At 36.3% G+C, this 18,209-nt stretch carries 14 protein-coding genes; 6 read left to right on the plus strand and 8 right to left on the minus strand.

All coding sequences use genetic code 11. The annotated features are described in order from the left end of the window. Positions 1 to 52 precede the first annotated feature (52 nt). The 3 genes from AAGF08_RS09325 to AAGF08_RS09335 all read right to left on the minus strand — a co-directional run bounded on the left by AAGF08_RS09325 (position 53) and on the right by AAGF08_RS09335 (position 7,347). Positions 53 to 1,783 (minus strand): RagB/SusD family nutrient uptake outer membrane protein, encoded by a 1,731-nt coding sequence (locus AAGF08_RS09325; RefSeq protein WP_343510887.1) that lies wholly within the window; start codon positions 1,781 to 1,783, stop codon positions 53 to 55. Positions 1,784 to 1,835: 52 nt separating this feature from the next. Further along, positions 1,836 to 5,090 carry a TonB-dependent receptor gene (locus AAGF08_RS09330; protein ID WP_343511030.1) on the minus strand — a complete coding sequence of 1,085 codons (3,255 nt, stop codon included), beginning with the start codon at positions 5,088 to 5,090 and terminating at the stop codon, positions 1,836 to 1,838. Between the two features lie 466 nt (positions 5,091 to 5,556). Beyond that, positions 5,557 to 7,347 (minus strand): hypothetical protein, encoded by a 1,791-nt coding sequence (locus tag AAGF08_RS09335; RefSeq protein WP_343510888.1) that lies wholly within the window; start codon positions 7,345 to 7,347, stop codon positions 5,557 to 5,559. Positions 7,348 to 7,410: 63 nt separating this feature from the next. Between AAGF08_RS09335 and AAGF08_RS09340 the strand changes: the two genes are divergently transcribed. Then, entirely contained in the window at positions 7,411 to 7,629 is a 219-nt protein-coding gene (locus AAGF08_RS09340; RefSeq protein ID WP_296697649.1) for a PspC domain-containing protein, read from the plus strand. Here the strand turns inward: AAGF08_RS09340 and AAGF08_RS09345 are convergent. Together AAGF08_RS09345 and AAGF08_RS09350 are read right to left on the minus strand one after the other, a co-directional pair. Then, entirely contained in the window at positions 7,626 to 8,633 is a 1,008-nt protein-coding gene (locus AAGF08_RS09345) for a glycosyltransferase family 2 protein (protein WP_343510889.1), read from the minus strand. The genes AAGF08_RS09340 and AAGF08_RS09345 overlap by 4 nt on opposite strands. Positions 8,634 to 8,721: 88 nt before the next feature. Continuing rightward, positions 8,722 to 9,057 carry a YbaB/EbfC family nucleoid-associated protein gene (locus tag AAGF08_RS09350; RefSeq protein ID WP_343510890.1) on the minus strand — a complete coding sequence of 112 codons (336 nt, stop codon included), beginning with the start codon at positions 9,055 to 9,057 and terminating at the stop codon, positions 8,722 to 8,724. 192 nt (positions 9,058 to 9,249) lie between these two features. Between AAGF08_RS09350 and AAGF08_RS09355 the strand changes: the two genes are divergently transcribed. Beyond that, on the plus strand, positions 9,250 to 9,531 hold the full coding sequence (locus tag AAGF08_RS09355) for a hypothetical protein (protein ID WP_343510891.1): 282 nt from the start codon (positions 9,250 to 9,252) through the stop codon (positions 9,529 to 9,531). Here the strand turns inward: AAGF08_RS09355 and hisS are convergent. After that, the gene (hisS, locus tag AAGF08_RS09360) at positions 9,528 to 10,895 is read right to left on the minus strand and encodes a histidine--tRNA ligase (RefSeq protein WP_343510892.1); all 1,368 of its coding nucleotides are present in this window, start codon (positions 10,893 to 10,895) and stop codon (positions 9,528 to 9,530) included. The two genes, AAGF08_RS09355 and hisS, sit on opposite strands and share 4 nt — an antisense overlap. Positions 10,896 to 11,248: 353 nt before the next feature. Then, positions 11,249 to 11,752 (minus strand): metallophosphoesterase family protein, encoded by a 504-nt coding sequence (locus AAGF08_RS09365; protein ID WP_343510893.1) that lies wholly within the window; start codon positions 11,750 to 11,752, stop codon positions 11,249 to 11,251. 66 nt (positions 11,753 to 11,818) lie between these two features. Here AAGF08_RS09365 and AAGF08_RS09370 point away from each other — a divergent pair, with 66 nt between their 5' ends. Both AAGF08_RS09370 and AAGF08_RS09375 read left to right on the plus strand, forming a co-directional pair. Continuing rightward, complete coding sequence (locus AAGF08_RS09370; protein ID WP_343510894.1) at positions 11,819 to 12,220, plus strand: rhodanese-like domain-containing protein; 402 nt, start codon at positions 11,819 to 11,821, stop codon at positions 12,218 to 12,220. Positions 12,221 to 12,404: 184 nt separating this feature from the next. Next, positions 12,405 to 13,382, plus strand: a complete 978-nt coding sequence (locus tag AAGF08_RS09375) for a pyruvate dehydrogenase complex E1 component subunit beta (protein WP_343510895.1) — start codon at positions 12,405 to 12,407, stop codon at positions 13,380 to 13,382. A 134-nt stretch (positions 13,383 to 13,516) separates the two neighbouring features. Here the strand turns inward: AAGF08_RS09375 and AAGF08_RS09380 are convergent, their stop codons facing one another. Further along, positions 13,517 to 16,042 carry an outer membrane beta-barrel family protein gene (locus AAGF08_RS09380; protein WP_343510896.1) on the minus strand — a complete coding sequence of 842 codons (2,526 nt, stop codon included), beginning with the start codon at positions 16,040 to 16,042 and terminating at the stop codon, positions 13,517 to 13,519. A 257-nt stretch (positions 16,043 to 16,299) separates the two neighbouring features. Here AAGF08_RS09380 and AAGF08_RS09385 point away from each other — a divergent pair, with 257 nt between their 5' ends. Next, positions 16,300 to 17,382, plus strand: coding sequence for a histidine kinase (locus tag AAGF08_RS09385; RefSeq protein WP_343510897.1), 1,083 nt, complete (start codon positions 16,300 to 16,302; stop codon positions 17,380 to 17,382). Beyond that, positions 17,379 to 18,128: a LytTR family DNA-binding domain-containing protein gene (locus AAGF08_RS09390; protein WP_343510898.1), complete on the plus strand. Its 750-nt coding sequence runs from the start codon at positions 17,379 to 17,381 to the stop codon at positions 18,126 to 18,128. Before AAGF08_RS09385 ends, AAGF08_RS09390 begins: the two co-directional genes overlap by 4 nt. Positions 18,129 to 18,209: the final 81 nt, after the last annotated feature.

An 18,209-nucleotide genomic window follows, 5' to 3' on the forward strand; every position in this document is an offset into this window, starting at 1 on the left:
ACAAAAAGAGAAGACCATAGGCCTTCTCTTTTCTATTATCTACAAATCAATTTTAGAAACCTGGATTCTGTATTAGAATATCAGATCCTACTAAGTCGATTTGATCCTGTGGAATCGGTACATATTTGAACTTATCAGTGTAAGATGCTCCACCAAGGGCTGCTGCTAGCTTCTGCCCATCAAGTGCAAAGTAGAAATCCAATTCTTCTTTTACAGTGTTCCATCTAACAAGGTCATAGAATCTATGTCCCTCCATACCAAGTTCTAACAATCTTTCCATTCTAACTGCTCTTCTTGCAAGATCAGCATCAGTCCATGGAGAATCATAAGTACTGATATCATAATTTGCAGCCATTTCTCCACTTTCTCTCATAAGCTTGGAATTGATCGCTCTTGTTCTTACTCTATTTACATACTCACGAGCTTTTTCAAGTCCTCCTGTTTCAATTTCAGCTTCAGCAGCCATCAAAAGAACATCTGCAAATCTAATGATCATAAAGTTGATACCTGTATAACCTGGAGTCCAAGAACTGTTATCCTGGAAGCTACCTTCTTCAGACTTTGCATATACATATTTCCTAGGTGAATAAGGGCCTCCATTTGGCTGATTTCTGATCCAAGCAGCACCTGGATGATCTTGCCAGTCAAGATAAGGAATACCTCTTCTACCTACAGTATGATCAAGTCTTGGATCAAGCGGTCCAGCATCTGGAGTAAATGGGTCAGCAGAAACCAAACCCATATCATTTTTCACCTGATTAGCTGGATCATTGTATGATTTATCCAATAAAGGCAAACCATTTGCAGTTCTGAATGCATTCACAAAAGTGAAACTAGGCTGAAAGAATCCACAACAGTTACCTGGACCAGATGGACCGGTATTGTAAGGGAAGTTCAAATCAAACTCTGGGTTTGCATTCAATACTGATCCCGTTCCTGCTGCAGACTGATAAGCCCAAACAGATTCCTGATGATTATCATTTGCTCCACGGAACATATCATCATAATAATCGACAAGTCCATATTTCAAACCATTGCTTGTAACGCCATTTGCAATTACGTCATCAAACATAGACTTCGCAGCACCAAACTTACCTTGATAAAGAAGAATCTTACCCATGTATGCTTTCGCTGCCCATGAATTTACTCTACCTACTTGAGATTGAGTTTCAGGAAGATTATCGATTGCGTATTGCATATCTGCCTCAATAAAAGGCCATAAATCCTGATTATTACTGATTTCTTCAAGACCACTTCCGTAATCAACCGTTTCATCAACATAAGGGGTGTTATTATAATCCCTTTTTAACTCAAAATAGAAATGAGCTCTAAGGAAACGTGCCTGAGAAGAAATTCTTATTTTATCAGCTTCCGTTACATCTTCTTGAGCGCTCGCAAGAAGTCTCAATACGTTATTTGCACGGGCAATACCTTCGTAACAAACGTTCCATTTTGATCCCATATCACCTCCAGCTGCATTATTTTCAAATCGCTGGATTGGGTTAATTGTGGTGAAATCTCCAGGGTCAGTTCCTTTGTTTGCTTCCCCACCTCTGATACTTCCCCAAACCCAATTGGATGGCGAGCCTAATCTATTACCCCTTCCATTGACTTGAGAATAGGCTGCAATCAGCGAGGCATCAATACCTCCAAGTGATGTTAGCTGTGCCTCTGCAAGTAAACCTGTAGGGGGTACATCTAGAAATTCATCACTGCAGCTTACTGCCACCATCATGACTGCTGAGGACAATAGCGCTCCGATTTTTAATTTATAATTCTTCATTTTTTTTAATCAATTATATTTTCTATAACTCGATTCTGTTAATTGTGTTTTCTTAGAAGCTAAGATTCACACCAAATGTATAACCGCGAGTAACAGGATAGTTACCAACATCAATACCAAAGCTCAAATCAGCATCTCCACCTACAGCAGGATCTAATCCACTGTATCCAGAGATTGTGAATAAGTTATTTGCAGAAGCAAAAACTCTAACTCTCTCCATTCTCCATCTTTCTAACAAAGATGCAGGAAGTGTATATCCCAAACTTACGTTTTGAAGTCTTAAATAAGAACCGTCTTCAACATAGAAAGAATTGGCAACGTTTGAGGTAGAAAAGTTAGAAGTCTTCTCTACTACTGGAATTTCAGCATCCAAATTATTGGGAGTCCATGCTTGCTTTAATCTCTCGGAGATTGCAGCTCCCTCAAATGTTTGGAAGAAGTCCGTAAACCATTTAGACTGATTCCAGATTTCATTTCCAATAGAAGTGTAGAAATAAGCAGATAAGTCTAATCCTTTATATCCTACGGTAAAGTTCAAACCTCCAGTAAAATCTGGAACTGGATTACCTAGAACCACACGGTCATTTGGAGTGATTGTCCCATCTCCATCTGCATCTCTAAACTTAAATCTACCTGGAGCAGCACCATCCTGAACAGCATGACTAGAAACATCTTCTGCATTTCTAAATAGTCCTTCTACATCGTATCCAAAGAAAGTAGAAAGTGGCTCTCCTACCTGATTTCTAATTGGCGTAATACCACGATATGCTGGGTTTACAGAAGTGATAATGTCCAGTCCTGGAGCAAGCGAAACAATCTCATTTTTCAAGGTACTTGCCGTCACTGTCAACTCATAAGTAAACTCGCTAGAAAGATTTCCTCTTGTAGAAACGAATAAATCCAAACCTCTATTCAACATCTCTCCAATATTAACCGCTGGAGGAGCTGCATTCGATCCTGCAGTAAGTGGAATTGGAACTGTAAAGAGCAAGTCTTTTGTATCCTTTTTCCACCAATCAAAGATTACATCTAAACGACCATTGAAGAATGTACCATCAAATCCAATATTTTGAGTTACAGCAGTTTCCCACTGTGCATTAGGGTTACCAATTCTTGTTCTTCTAAAACCTATTAGGGCAGAACTGTTAGAACCAGAAATGTCATAGGATGATGCTCCAACTGTACCTCCAAATAATGAATATTGGTTATTTGGGTCTACGTTGTTGGAGTTACCCATCTGACCCCATCCACCTCTGATTTTTAAATCATCAATCCACGTAGAACCTGAAAGGAATCCTTCTGAAGAAATTCTCCAAGCTGCAGAGAATGCAGGGAATACACCATATCTAGCATTAGCTCCAAATCTGGAAGAACCATCACGTCTAACAACAGCACTAAACAAGTACTTATCATTATAGGTATAATTAACTCTACCGAAATACGAATTAAAGTTTACACCATTAAATAAATTTGAGTTAACCTGTCTTGAAGATACTGGAAGGTTAGAGATATTGATAAAGTCAGGATCTCTTGAAAAAGGATTCTGTCCACTTGCACTTATATTTCTACCAGCACCAGTGTTCAAGGCTTCTTGACCTACAATCACATCGAATGCATGCTTATCAAATGTCTTTTTCCAAGACATGGTATTCGTAAAAGTCCATCCGAAAACAAAACCCGAACCTTCATTATATCCGAATGCAGAGTTGTTTTCAGAGTTTTCATATTGAAGTCTAGAATAACCCCAGAAATAGTAGTTGTTATACTGACCACCGATAGATGTTCTGAAAGTCAAATCATCGATGATATCAAGCTCAGCATAAACGTTACCAAATATATTGGCATTGAAGTTTCTGTTGTTTACTTGTCCATCTCTGTTTGCTACTGGATTTCTTGGATTGTTAAATCCTCTTGCCGCAGTACCTCCATATCCACCAAACTCATCGTATACTGGAATAATTGAAGGCATTCTGAAAGCCTGAAGAATATCATTTTCATCATCAGAAACACCTCTACCACCTGTTCCACCTTGCTGGCCTAGAACTTGACGATACGTTGCCTGGAAGTTTTCACCAATTCTTAATCTTTTGGTAACATCAAACTCAGAGTTTGCTCTTAAAGAGTATCTCTTGAATTCATTACCAATCATAATACCTGCCTGCTCTTGGAATCCAAGACCGATAAAGAATCTTGAAGTTTCAGAACCGCCATTCAAACCGATTGAATGTCTGTTCAATGGAGCATTTCTTGTCAAAGCATCATACCAATCGGTACCTTCACCCGTAGCAGCTCTTACTACCTGATAAATAGGGCCTTTTGCTGGGTCAATGTTATATTTTGCTCTTTCTTCTTCTAATTGTGCAGCAGTGAATGGTCCTGGAACACCTGAAGCTCCTCCTACATTAATGTAATATGGTAAAACAGGAGTTGAACCAGATCCAAATTGTGGGTGACCATATGCTGGATCTCTACCATCAAGTATTGCCTGATTAGTTTCAGCTAACCAAGTATAGTCTGCAAAATCCTGAGGATTCATCATATCCAAGCCTTTACCTGGAGTGGTCACACCGAACATACCATTATAGTCGACTCTGATTTTTTGATTTCCTCTTCTGCCTCTTTTAGTGGTATAAATAATTACACCGTTAGCAGCACGCGCTCCATAGATAGACGCAGCAGCTGCATCCTTCAATACAGTAGTAGAAGCAATATCATCTGGATTCAAGAAATCTGTAGAGCCTACAGGAACTCCATCCACAACATAAAGTGGTTCGTTACCACCAAATGCACCAAATCCTCTAACACGAATAATTGAAGAAGTACCTGGCTGACCGTTAGTAATAACTGTAACACCGGATACACGACCTTGAAGAGTCTGCTCTACGTTACCTGTTGGGATTATTGTTAAATCTTTAGGATCAACTGTTGCAATTGCACCAGTCGTTTCTCTTCTGCTATCAATTGTATATCCAGTCACAACAAGCTCTGTAAGTGTTGTTTCATCCGGATTCATTTTGATATCAATCACACTTCTATTACCTACTACCTGCTCTACTGCGGAGTAACCAATAAAAGAGAAGACCAAGACTGCTTGGTCATTAGGGACATTGAGAGAAAATTTTCCGTCAATGTCGGTGGCAGTACCTGTAGTTGTTCCTTTTACTAGGACCGAAACCCCTGGAAGTCCTACATCATACTCGTCCAATACTGTTCCAGTTACGGTTCTTTGTGCAAAGGTTGCCGCACTGGTAAGGAATAGGAGCATCATTAATGCGCCTAAACTTTTGTAAACATTTTTCATAAACATAGATAGATTGGGTAACAAGATTAATTGTAAATACTTGTTTTTCATTTGTTAATGCAATCGATTGCGAAAATCGCAAAATAACTACAATTGAGAAGTAATTTTCAGTTTATACTTGATTGTAATTATACCGTGGTAGGAATACCGGCAATAGGGAATCTAACCCTTAGGTTTGAGTGCATCTAATGATGCTAAGGTGCTTTACTCGTCTTCGAAAAGATGGGTCATTGGCAATAATTTTGGGTTTTGTAAGTTACTTAATCGTCAATGTTAAATATTCTAAAACAAAATTCAAATTCTTAATGCAAAAATTAAATTCTGTTTATGAAAAGATTTTCAATCAATCATTACATCAAATTAAACATTCAATTAATAATTGGTTAATTACTTACACTTCACAGAATATTACAGGGTATTAAATTCCTTTTTTTTAAAAAATGATACGTTTTATTAGAAAAATAAAATTTGGCTAATTTTCAATTTCTGGCCTAAAAATCTCAAAGAATTCTTGAGTTTCTCGAACTTCTTCAAACTCTGGATCAATTAATGCTTTTTGATAAAGAACCTCACTAGCATCGATAGCGGCCTTTAAATGTATCATTACCACCTCTTTCTGCCCACTTTCGGCCGCAATCAATGCAAGCCCATAATAACCATATCCATATGACCGTCCTGCTGTGACCGACTCCTCAAATGAAAGACTTGCATTAGCATAGTCTCCACTCATGAAATATGCTAAGCCTTTATTAAAAAAATCCTTAGGATCTGCATATTGATATTGAAAGCGTAACGTTGCTAATTTATAATCACCTCTTAAAATATCAAGAGCTCCACGCAGGCTTTCATTTGATTTAATAAAGTCCTCATTTTTTGTTAATACAGATGCATCCGATAACTTTTTGTAAGCTTCCCAAGCATGGCCTTGTAAAACAAGGATCTGTCCTTGATTGTGAAGAACATATGGATTGTTCTCAATTCTTGCCGCTTGTTCTAAAAGTCTATTTGCTTCTTCCCAAAGTATGGCTTTTCTATTTGGATGCAAAGTCCTCTGAGCTTGTCTCATTTTTACCACAGCCAAATTATTATATGGTATGACTGATCTATATAACTCAGTCATCTTACTATAAATTTCTTCCTTGTCCTCAAGTCTTGGGGAGGATTCACCCGCAATTGCCCACTCAATCTGACTTAGCCCAGAATTCAGTCCAGTTCCTGCCAAAGCTTCCTTAAGTTTAGCTGCTTGTTCTTGATTCAACCCAGGCAAGGGTTTAGAGAGAATTTCGATTTTTGCAGACCTTAGCTTAGGAAACAAATCCGTGGAAACTTGGTCAAACCCACTTATTCCTCTCAACTCTCTAGATTGGGCTTGATAATCTTTCCCATTTAATAGAATGGAATAAAATTGATCCTTTTTTTGAGTGGATAATTTATCATAATCCCTTAATAATAATCTAAAATCAAACCAGTCATTCCAACGGGATGAAACTTCTATCAAACTATCTTCAAAAATAAGGTTCGAGCTCTTTAAATAATTCAAAGCAGCATTTGCTCTGTCCATTCCCAGTTTACTATTCCTTCCTTCAGCCAATTCAGGAGATTGGGTACCAGTGATTTTTATAGATGAAATAGATGGGAAAAGCAAAATGAATTTTTTAAGACTATCTAGTGCCGTTTCATTTTGTTTGAGATTCTCTACCTTCGAAGAGCCTTCAAGAAATAAAATTGAAAACTCAGCGTATCGGGAAAGGTCTTTATCCATACTCCCTGTTGGTATAAACAATCCTACTTGAGGAATAGGCTCATCAGGACTTACTTTCCCCACTTTTGCCAATAAGGGAGTAGTAATTACTCCTTTTGCTAAAATCTTTTTTTCAGTTGGGTTCTCCATATTCTTCCCCTGAAAAAACAAAGCTTCTAAAACTGAGCTTTCCATCCAAGGCTCATATTTGATTTTATAATCGCCCTTATATATGTACTTGCCTACTTGCTTTTGTAAATTTAATTCTCCTAAGTCCAGAATTCTTTCTGACCCTCTCAGACTAATTTCAATTTTTGGATTTTTCGGACTAAGTGCTGAAACAATTGGAATCTCCCCTGAAATCTCAAAAGAAATTGAATCTCTTTGAAAAGCTAATTTGGATGGAGAAACTGAAGAACTCTCAAGAAAATTACTTTCAGGCACTATTCTTGACCCACAAGAATTGAGCAATAAGGCAGTGATAAAAAATAGAATTGTTTTGAAAAACAATCGATTAAACATTTGGCTTTATAGTTTGGATCAACATTTTTTCTAAATTTAAGTTACTAAACCACTAATTAGACCATGGAAAAGATAAAATTATTCTTTGAAGAAAGGGCTTTTGGAGTTTGTTCCAGATTAGGAGAGAAATTAAACTTCCCTATCGATAGCATTCGGTTGTTTTTCATTTATACTTCATTTATCACGATGGGATCTCCGGTCATTATTTATGTCAGCATGGCAATGATGATGAAGATTAGAAAATACTTTAGAAAAAGTAATAATCCAGTTTTATTTGATTAAAAGGAATTAAACGTTTTTTTTCTTAGGATTCCGGTATTCCAAATAAGGTAACGTATAGGACCGCTTGAGGGGATCCTAATTTCATGATTTGGTTTTATTTTTTGATCAAAGGACAGATTTCTGTTATTAATAAATTCGCGATATCCCTTCACAATTGATTTTGCAAATTCTTTTTCACCTTTTAATAAAAATGAAATAGCAGCCATCATTTCCAGACATAGCTTTGCAAAGAAAATAACGATAAAAACTGCCTTTTTTTCATTTTTATAGACCATCGTTAAATTATTTCGAATGTTAAGGAACAATTTTTTTGGACTACTTCTATTCAATGTTGCACCTCCTAAATGATATACCTTTACCTCTCCGAAGTACCCTATTTTCCAGCCCTGGTTTCTCATTCTCCAGCAAAGATCAATTTCTTCCATATGCGCAAAAAAATGAGCATCAAAACCGGATAACTTGTGGAATAAATCCGCATTTATCAACATGCAAGCCCCAGAAGCCCAATCAACATCAATGGAATCGTCATACTGTCCCATATCTTTTTCTATATGTTCCCAAATTCTACCACGACAATAAGGATATCCAAGTACATCTATAAATCCTCCGCCAGCTCCAGCGTAATCAAATTTACCCTGGTCTTGGAACGAAAGTATTTTAGGTTGAAAAGCAGCGTATTCTGGAAGTGAGCTTGCGTGTGCGACTAGTTTAAGGTCCCACCCAGAAGTAACTTCTACATCTGAATTCAGAAGAATATAATAATGATACTTCCCTTCTAATTCTGAAAGACCCCAGTTATACCCTCCAGCAAAGCCAAAATTTTCTTTTAAAGCAATACGATTTATTGAGGGAAACTCTTTTTCTAAAATTGAGATAGACTGATCAGTGCTTGCATTATCAATTAACCAAATATCAGATTGACTATTAGCCACAACCGAAGGAAGAAATTTCTTAAGGATTTCTTCCCCATTAAAATTGAGTATGACTATAGCACAGGATTTCATGGGACGGTGATTTAAAAATCAAAGGTCGAACAGAATCTTGCAAAGTTGATTTTCAAACAATTGATTGAAAAATCTACTAAGCTCAAATTCATCCAAACATTCCTCCTAGGTCCATCCCTGGTATATTTGGAATAACACCTTCTGTTGCATTTCTCATCGCAGCCTTTATTTTCACTTCGATTTCCTCCATAGCAATATTCGTAGCAGCCACTACAAGGTCACTAAGCATTTCCTTATCAGCAGGTGTTAATAATGACTCGTCTAATTCAATTTTGAGTACTTTCCGATCACCATTTACAATAACTTTTACTAGACCTGCTCCTGACTCACCCTCAGCAGTAAGATGTACTAACTTAGACTGAGCTTCTTTAATTTTAGCTTGGGCCTCTTTTATTTTACCCATCATTCCCATGATATCAAACATATTTTATCCTTTAATTCTATCTTAACTTATCTATATATAACGTTTTATTATTTTAAAATAGATAATCGGTTCATTTCATATTTTCCTTTCAGAAGATAATCCTCCTGTGAAAGGTAAAGTTTCTTCAAATTCAAATTTCTTGTAACTTTTTTAAAGAACTTTAAGTATAAAAACTATCCAAATCAAACTCCTATGAAATCAATCGAACCTATTGAAAAAGAGCATCTTGCAAACCTCTATTTTAGTAAAAATGAGGTAATTCCCGAACCAGAGTTACAAAAGGCCCGCTTGGCTAAGTTATTCAGGTCTCAAACATTGGGCAATCTTTTACAAACTAAGGTTCTTTTGACATTTAAAGCTGCTGATGAACAAATATATCAGGTCTACACAACTGTCTGGGCTGTTGGAAATGATTATATATCCCTGAAAGGAGGAATGACAATACCAATTTCATCGATTATAGAAATAGATTAATTCTCAATTAATACTGAAATCACATCTTCCACTTTCAAGTTTTCCTGATCCCCTGAATCTAAATTTTTTAGGGCCAAGCTCTTCGTTTCAATTTCATTATCACCACAGATACCTACAAATGGAATTCCCTTTTTAGTAGCGAAATCCAGTTGCTTTTTCATTTTTGTCAAATCGGGGAAAATCTCTGCTTTTATGCCAGATTTTCTTAGTTGAGGTAAAACACTTAATGCATAATGGAATCCTTTTTCATCAAAATGAGCCAATAAGATTTGTGTTCCTTTCAAACTTTCTTCAGGAAATATATTCAGCTCTTCCATCACGTCATACAATCGATCCACACCAAATGAAAAACCAACTCCTGAAACTCCAGCTAAACCGAATACACCGGTTAAGTTATCATACCTTCCTCCACCACTGACAGACCCGATAGAAACTCCATTTACTTTTACCTCAACTATAGCTCCGGTATAGTACGTTAAACCTCTGGCTAGCATGATATCAAAATCAAGGTGATCGAGGTTTTCCCCCATTTGCCCCAATATTTCAAGCATTTCCTCAAATTCTGATAGCCCTTTCAAGCCAATATCACTACTAGCCAAGAATTCCTTTAAAAACTCTATTTTACCTTTAAGATTTGCTTCTAATTGAACCAAAGGCTCTAATTTACTTAACGACTCTTCCCCAAATCCGCGTTCGGTTAATTCTTCACGTACCTTAATCCAGCCAATTTTATCCAATTTGTCAATAGATACACAAAGCGGACCTTCTTTGCCAGACTCGCCAATAGCCTCAGAAATACCAGTTAGAATTTTCCTGTTATTAACTTTAATGTCGTAATCAATGATCCCAAGCTTCTCAAAAACATCACGAATCATTAAAATAATTTCTGCTTCACAAACCATACTATCCGTTCCAACCACATCCGCATCGCATTGATAAAACTCTCTATATCTTCCCTTTTGAGGTCTGTCAGCACGCCATACTGGTTGAATCTGAAATCTCTTAAAAGGGAAAGTAAGCTCATTTCTATTCATCACCACGAACCTGGCAAATGGCACCGTTAAGTCGTATCGTAAACCTTTCTCCGAAACTTTCGGAAGCATGATTTTAGCCCCTGCGGATAAATCAACCTGAGTTACATTTTTTAAGAAATCCCCACTATTTAGAATTTTAAAAAGCAACTGATCCCCTTCATCTCCATATTTACCAGTTAATGTAGTAAGATTCTCCATCGCCGGAGTTTCAATCTGTTGATAGCCAAATAACTGGAAAGTATCTTTGATTGAATTCAGAATAAAATTCCTACGAGCCATTTGAATTGGCCCAAAATCTCTTGTTCCTTTAGGAAGTCCAGGTTTTTGCATGCTTAATCAGGTGATTTAGACTTCAAATTTATTCAAAAAATGGGAAACAGCCCCCTTTATCAAAATCTATTGGAATTAATTTCGAGATTCTTCTAGGCTAAAAAGATTTGTTTTCTTAATTTTGCGCTTCGTTTCGAAACAATAACATTAAACATATACGACCATGGCAGTTACAACTTTAAAGAGAAAGCTGAAAAGAAAAAGATTAACTCAGACAACTCGAGTAATCAAAATCAAGCAACTGAGCGCTAAGCCAGTAATTAAAAACGTGGACGTTGAAGAATTGAAAAAATCTTTTAAAAAATAATGTTCCTGTTTTTCAGGCAGAAAAGGCGGTCGAAGGACCGCCTTTTTTATTTTCCTCTTTTTCCTAATTCAACGACCCTTAAATTTTTTATTTCACCGGAATCTAAATCAAATAATAATAAGGTTCTCATCTGGTGAAATCCTTGTTGGCCAATAGCTCCAGGATTCATATAAAGGCAATTTAATTCGCTATCATATTCAACTTTACAAATATGGGAATGCCCACAAATGAAAAGATCCGGTTTTGACTCTTTAATTTTCAATTTTACACCCTTAGCATACCTTGGAGGCTTACCGCCGATATGTGTCATTAAAATTTTCACACCATCAGTTTCCCATAAAGTCCACTCAGGATAACTATTTTGTATTTCCTGATCATCAATATTTCCAAAAACCGCTCTTACCTTTTTCCCTTTAGGCAAAGAATCCATCACAGATTTATTCCCAATATCGCCTGCATGCCATATTTCATCCACCTCATTTAAAAAAGAAATGGTTTTTTCATCAATATAGCTATGAGAATCAGAAATGAGAGCGACCTTAGTGGACATTTGAAAATAATCGGTTTAAATTTCAGATAATTTAGACCCAAATTTATCACTACAACCCGATCCGTTATGAAATCACTAACAAATTCTTTCTTTTTTATTGTTGCACTGCTTACAATATTCTCTTGTTCTAAAAGCCAAACTTCTACTTCTATTGATTCTCTGACAGTTCAGAAATTTGAAGAGATTGTCAAAAATAATAAAGATGCAATCATCCTGGATGTTAGAACTCCTGAAGAATATTCAGAAGGACATATTTCAGGTGCTGTGAACATAGACTACATGAACGAAGGTTTCGAACAAGAAATAGCCAAACTAAATAAAAGTATGACTTACCTAGTTTATTGCAAATCAGGGGTAAGACAAGATAAGGCTAGCACAAGAATGAAAGAACTTGGTTTTGAAAACGTACACTTACTAGATGGTGGAATCACAAGGTGGCAGCAAGATGGCAAACCTGTCGAAAATTAAATCTGGCTTTTGTTAGCAAAACAGTTTATCCAACGATCAGAAAGAAAGGATAGATTGAACAATTTAGAATTTTATAATACGAAAACTATGTGTTTAGAATAAATATGGGGATTAATCCATCGGGGTATTTTTGCAATTGCCCAATTCCTTTCTATTTTTACGAACCAAATTTTGTCTTAAACTAATGAGAGAATTACAGTTTCGTGAAGCCCTGAGAGAGGCATTGTCTGAAGAAATGAGACGTGATAAAAGCGTTTTCTTAATGGGCGAAGAAGTTGCTGAATATAATGGAGCTTATAAAGTATCCCAAGGGATGCTCGATGAGTTCGGACCAGAAAGAGTCTATGACACCCCAATAGCTGAGCTTGGCTTTGCCGGATTGGGGGTGGGAGCAGCGATGAACGGGCTGAAACCTGTCATCGAATTCATGACTTTTAATTTTTCATTGGTCGCAATTGATCAAATTATCAACTCTGCTGCCAAAATGCTTGCAATGACCGGTGGAGCTTACAGTGTTCCAATCGTATTCAGAGGACCCACAGGGAATGCTGGTCAGTTAGGAGCAACTCACTCTTCAAATTTTGAAAATTGGTTTGCTAATACACCTGGCCTTAAAGTAATCGTACCTTCTAACCCTTATGATGCAAAAGGCCTTTTAAAGGCTGCTATCAGAGATCCTGATCCGGTAATATTTATGGAATCAGAGGTTATGTATAGTGATAAGGGAGAAGTTCCTGATGGAGAGTATTTACTTCCTATCGGAGTAGCTGACATCAAAAGAAAAGGAAAAGACGTAACTGTAATTTCTTTCGGAAAAATGATGAAGGTTGCCCTGCAAGCTGCAGAAGACATGGCAAAAGAAGGGATTGATTGCGAAGTGATTGACCTTAGAACTGTTAGACCTATCGATTATGCTACTTGTGTTGAATCCGTTAAAAAAACAAATAGAGTAGTAATTGTAGAGGAAGCTAACCCCCTAGCTGCGATTTCATCTGAATTAACTTATCACTTTCAGAGATATGCATTTGATTATTTAGACTCACCAGTGATCCGAGTGAATTCTATGGATATTCCTTTGAGCTACTCTCCAACCTATATTGATGTAACCATCCCTAATGTGAAGAGAACAATAGATGCTATTAAAAAAGTGAGCTACAAATAGAAATTAAACCAATACAAAAAACCGTCCTCAAAAAGGACGGTTTTTTTGTTATTACCCAATTTATCTACTTATTTTTTGATTCTATTTATAAAAAAGTGATAGAGCTTAAGCGAACCAAGCTCTACCATTTAAATTTATTTATTTCCTACTCCAGGACCCCCTCCTTCATTCATATCTCCTCCTTCACCACCTTTCAAATCATCATTATTGATTGATTTCTTTCTTCTTCTTGGTCTTTGATCCATGCTCAACTTCCCGATTCTATAACTAAAATTGACTTTAAAGTTCATGTTTCTTAGAGCTGTCGAACTATTTTGCATAATCGTAGGAGTTGTCAATTCATTTTTTACTATAAACTCTTTTGACAAGAAATTATCTGCTCCAAATCCTATGCTTCCTCTTTTATCATCAAATTGCTTGTTAAAACTCAACCCGTAAACTGCAAAACCTCCAGAAAGACCCTGTAACTGTACTCTTCTACCTCTTGCAAAAGAGAACACTTGAATTTGCCAATCTTTTGGAAGAGAGTAATTTCCAAATAATCTTCCACTTACTACAAAACCTTGGTTTTCTGCAGCCAATAATGGATCCTCTAAGCCATTATCTAGCATTGAGTAGTAAACATCAAAACCACCGTTGAATGAAAGCTTACTTCCTATAGCCACGTTAGCAAAGATATTAGTACCCACAGCCTGTTCTCTACCGATATTTTCATAGGTTGTAAATATTATACCATTGTCTTGGATCGTTCTCACAGCCTGAATTGATCCAGTAGTATTTCTATAAAAACCTGAGAAATTAATTACTGTACCTTTAAAGAAGGTGCTGTAGCCCATTTCATAATTATCAGTCAATTCAGGATCCAATACCGGATTTCCTTGAGATATTTGAAGTGGATTAGAAGCGTTGATATTAGGATTAAGAAATCTTAGCGAAGGTCTACTTATTCTTCTATTATATGCCGCCTTTATCAAATTCCCATTTTTTAATTTCCTACTTGCATTTACGCTTGGTACAAGGGTACCGTAAGAGGGGATCTCAGCAGTTGTTTCCGTTTTAAAATCTGCAGTTATCATAGTATACTCATACCTCAAACCGGTTTTTAAAGTGTAATTCTTCAAGAAATTAAAAGTATAAGAGGTATAGGCCGCTGTTACATTTTGATCGTAATTAAATGCGTTAGTTAATGAAGGATTTTCACTTTCAATGAAGTCTCCATCGGCACCATCAGCTTGGAAATAAGCGAAATCGGAAACCGCTTTTCTCAAGATATTTTTTGCACCGTACTCTAAAATCTGCTGACCGTCTTTTCCTAGAGGGTTGACGAAATCAAGCTGAATTGTAAATTCTTCATTTTTACTTGGGTTGTCATTTCTCAATCTTGAATTAACAGTTTCAAGATCATCATCAAAAAGACTGTTTACAAAAGAATTTTCTCGATTGTCACGACTGTATAGCGTAAGAATGCTAAATTCTTTTCCCTTTTTCTCAAAAGTCTTGGTGTAGTTCACACTGATGTCAACAGAATTAGATTCATTAATAACATCTGTTTCTCTTAATGCTTTTGATATTAATTGATCTTCCAAATAATTCTCAGTGAAGAAATTATTTTGATAATTATTAGAGTTTCTTATTCCAAAGTTTACGGCACCTGTAAGGAAATTATATTTATCAATCTCATAATCTACTCCGAAATTATATCGGCCAAAGATATTATTCTGTCGGGTATCAGCAGATTGAATTACTCTAGCAATAGAACTATTTGGGTTTGTGATCAATTGTTCATTTTCGAATCTACCTTTGATATTATATCCTGATCTACCAAATCCTCCAAGCGAAAATCCAAATTTTCCTTTTCTAGCGGCACCATTTAAACTTAAATTGGACCCTCTCAAACCAACACCACTTCTCACATTTAAACTTACTCCTTGAAGGTTGTTTTTCTTAGTGACAATATTAATAACACCACTAGTACCTTCCGCGTCAAATCTGGCAGAAGGAGATGTAATTACTTCTACAGCTTTTATTTCTTCAGCAGGTATTTGTCTTAAAGCATCTGAAATACTACTTGCAGCTATAGCCGAAGGCCTGTTATCAATTAGGACTGTAATATTACTGCTTCCTCTCATTGATACATTTCCATCTAAATCTACAGAAAGCATCGGAACTCTTCTTAACACATCAGTTCCATCACCTCCAGCGGTAGTCTTATCATTTTCTGCTTTATAAATAGTCCGATCAACACGCTCTTCGATTAGTTCGCGTTGTCCTTGAACTGTAACTTCTTCAAGAGCAAGACCTTCATCCGTCATTAGAATATCTCCCAAAACTACATCACCATTTGGTGAGGTAACTTTTATATTCTGGACAGACTTAGTTTCAAAACCTAAAAAACTGATTTTAAGTGTATATTCTCCTGGCTCCATACCAGTAATAAAAAATTTACCTTCATCGTCCGCGACACCACCGGCGATGTTTTCTTCAGTACCTGCAACATAAAGAGCTGCTGTGGCATAGGGAACGGGTTCTCCCGTATTCTGATCCTTTGCTACGCCGATAATTCTTGCTGGAGTTTTCTTGTTAGTTTCATTAGTTTGGGCCAAAACACTGCTTGCACCCGTCAGGCTAAAAAACAGAATTAAGTAGAATAATTTTTTCATGGTAGTTATTGCTGAGTTGCTTTACATCACTTATTACCACAAAACAACAGTGTTTGTTTAAGACTATAGTGGGTTAATAGACCATGACCCTAGTTTTGTCGACAAAACAGCCGATTGCCTAGACAAAACCATTAATCCACTCGATAAATGGGTTTATCGATTCTATATCATTCTCTAAAGGTATAATCCATGAGTTGGTAGATTAAATTTGATCAATTGAGCTTCTTTTCTTTAGTTTAAATCTGAAATACGAAGAAATGCCCCCATTTAGCTCAAAAAAGAATCTTTCATTTATTGTACATCTCTTGGGATGGGTAATGCTGTGTATAGTTCTTATACTTCTATCACCGCTTTCCTGGAGAATGGGAGAAAATGATCTGCCAGACGCTTTTTGGTACAAACAGGTCTTTTTAATACTATTTCTTATAGCTGTCTTTTATTCTAATGTTTCTGTTTTTATACCAAGAGTATTACTAAAAGGGAAAAACTATCAATACTTGCTTTTAGTAATAGGCGGAGCTATTCTATTCTACTTCTCAATAATTTATTTTGAACAATTCATCAAGTATCCAGAAAAGATGCATGAGTTTTTCAATCCAAATAGGCCTTTTGTTCCAAATAGAAGATGGCTGCCCGGGGATGTCATTCAGATTATGCTTTATGTGGTTTCGATCGGATTAAGCACTTCTTTGGCATTGGTTCAGAAATGGCAAAGAGATGAAGTCAACAGGCAGGATTTGGAGAAGCAAAGAATTAATACGGAGCTTTCTTACCTCAAAGCACAGATCAACCCTCATTTTTTCTTTAATACGCTCAATAATATATATTCTTTGACTAATCTAGATATAAAGAAGGCCCAGGAAGCACTCTTAAAACTTTCTAGAATGATGCGATATGTGCTTTATGAAAATCAAAAAGACCAAACTCTTTTAAAGAAAGAGGTAAGTTTTATACAGGATTACATCGAGCTGATGAAGATGAGGTTGTCGAGCAATGTCAAACTCAATCTTAAAATTGAAGAGCCCAAGGAGGACCACATTATTGCTCCTATGCTTTTATTGCCGTTTTTGGAAAATTCCTTTAAGCATGGAATCAGCAGTCAAAAAGAATGTGAAATTACTATTAGGTTGGAAGTAATGGGCGAAACATTATTTTTCGAGACAAAAAACCAAATTTTCCCAGTACATGCTGATAGCCCTGAGGCAAAAGAAAATGGAATTGGACTGGTGAACACCCAGCGAAGACTTTCTCTACTCTATCCAGAAAAACATAGATTAAAATTTGGTAAAAACGAAGCCAATAATGAGTATTGGGTAAATCTTACCATTAACCTTGCATGAAACTCAATTGTGTAGCCATAGATGATGAACCATTAGCTTTAGACTTGATTTGTAAGTTTATCAAGCAAACTTCATTTTTAAATCTAATTGGTAAATTTTCAAATGGTGTTGAAGCATTAGGTTTCATTAATCAGAACGAGGTTCAGTTGATTTTTATGGATATCCAAATGCCGGATCTTTCGGGAATGGAGCTAGCAAGAGTTCTGGATGGAAAGAAGAATTCTGATAAAACCAGAATTATTTTTGCAACTGCGTATCATCAATTTGCTATTGAAGGTTACAAAGTGGAAGCATTGGATTATTTACTAAAACCCTATAGCTATGAGGAATTCTTAAATGCCTCCACAAAAGCCTATACTTATTTTGAGAGGCTTAATTCGCAATCTGAGAATTCAAGTAATCAAGATCAGGAGTCAAATACCCCAGAATATATTTTCCTCAAAGTAGAATATCAATTGATAAAGGTAATGTTGAAGGATATTGCCTATGTAGAAGCATATAAAGATTACGTTAAAGTTCATCTGATCTCTAAACCAAACCCTTTACTCTCTCTTACCAGTTTAAAAAGTATGGAAGAACTCCTCCCTTCGAAAAGCTTCATGAGAGTTCACCGGTCTTATATCGTATCTCTTGAACATATTGACTCTGTTTCAAAAAATGTAATTCAGATAGGAAAACAACATATTACCGTTGGTGATAATTACAAAGAGGCCTTTTTGGAGTTTTTAAGCAAGTGGATGAATTGACCTGAGAAATCTTAAATCTAAGGTTTGAAAGCTGAAAACAATACAATCCAAAGCGATTAATAAGAATAGCTTTACTTTCTT

Source organism: Algoriphagus sp. SE2 (assembly GCF_039563885.1).
In the GTDB taxonomy this organism is placed as follows: Bacteria; Bacteroidota; Bacteroidia; order Cytophagales; family Cyclobacteriaceae; genus Algoriphagus.

Excerpts from the sequence above, each read along its gene's own strand:
- AAGF08_RS09325 (WP_343510887.1), bottom strand. The coding sequence starts at position 1,783 with ATGAAGAATTATAAATTAAAAATCGGAGCGCTATTGTCCTCAGCAGTC.
- AAGF08_RS09330 (WP_343511030.1), bottom strand. The coding sequence starts at position 5,090 with ATGTTTATGAAAAATGTTTACAAAAGTTTAGGCGCATTAATGATGCTC.
- AAGF08_RS09335 (WP_343510888.1), bottom strand. The coding sequence starts at position 7,347 with ATGTTTAATCGATTGTTTTTCAAAACAATTCTATTTTTTATCACTGCC.
- AAGF08_RS09340 (WP_296697649.1), top strand. The coding sequence starts at position 7,411 with ATGGAAAAGATAAAATTATTCTTTGAAGAAAGGGCTTTTGGAGTTTGT.
- AAGF08_RS09345 (WP_343510889.1), bottom strand. The coding sequence starts at position 8,633 with ATGAAATCCTGTGCTATAGTCATACTCAATTTTAATGGGGAAGAAATC.
- AAGF08_RS09350 (WP_343510890.1), bottom strand. The coding sequence starts at position 9,057 with ATGTTTGATATCATGGGAATGATGGGTAAAATAAAAGAGGCCCAAGCT.
- AAGF08_RS09355 (WP_343510891.1), top strand. The coding sequence starts at position 9,250 with ATGAAATCAATCGAACCTATTGAAAAAGAGCATCTTGCAAACCTCTAT.
- hisS (WP_343510892.1), bottom strand. The coding sequence starts at position 10,895 with ATGCAAAAACCTGGACTTCCTAAAGGAACAAGAGATTTTGGGCCAATT.
- AAGF08_RS09365 (WP_343510893.1), bottom strand. The coding sequence starts at position 11,752 with ATGTCCACTAAGGTCGCTCTCATTTCTGATTCTCATAGCTATATTGAT.
- AAGF08_RS09370 (WP_343510894.1), top strand. The coding sequence starts at position 11,819 with ATGAAATCACTAACAAATTCTTTCTTTTTTATTGTTGCACTGCTTACA.
- AAGF08_RS09375 (WP_343510895.1), top strand. The coding sequence starts at position 12,405 with ATGAGAGAATTACAGTTTCGTGAAGCCCTGAGAGAGGCATTGTCTGAA.
- AAGF08_RS09380 (WP_343510896.1), bottom strand. The coding sequence starts at position 16,042 with ATGAAAAAATTATTCTACTTAATTCTGTTTTTTAGCCTGACGGGTGCA.
- AAGF08_RS09385 (WP_343510897.1), top strand. The coding sequence starts at position 16,300 with ATGCCCCCATTTAGCTCAAAAAAGAATCTTTCATTTATTGTACATCTC.
- AAGF08_RS09390 (WP_343510898.1), top strand. The coding sequence starts at position 17,379 with ATGAAACTCAATTGTGTAGCCATAGATGATGAACCATTAGCTTTAGAC.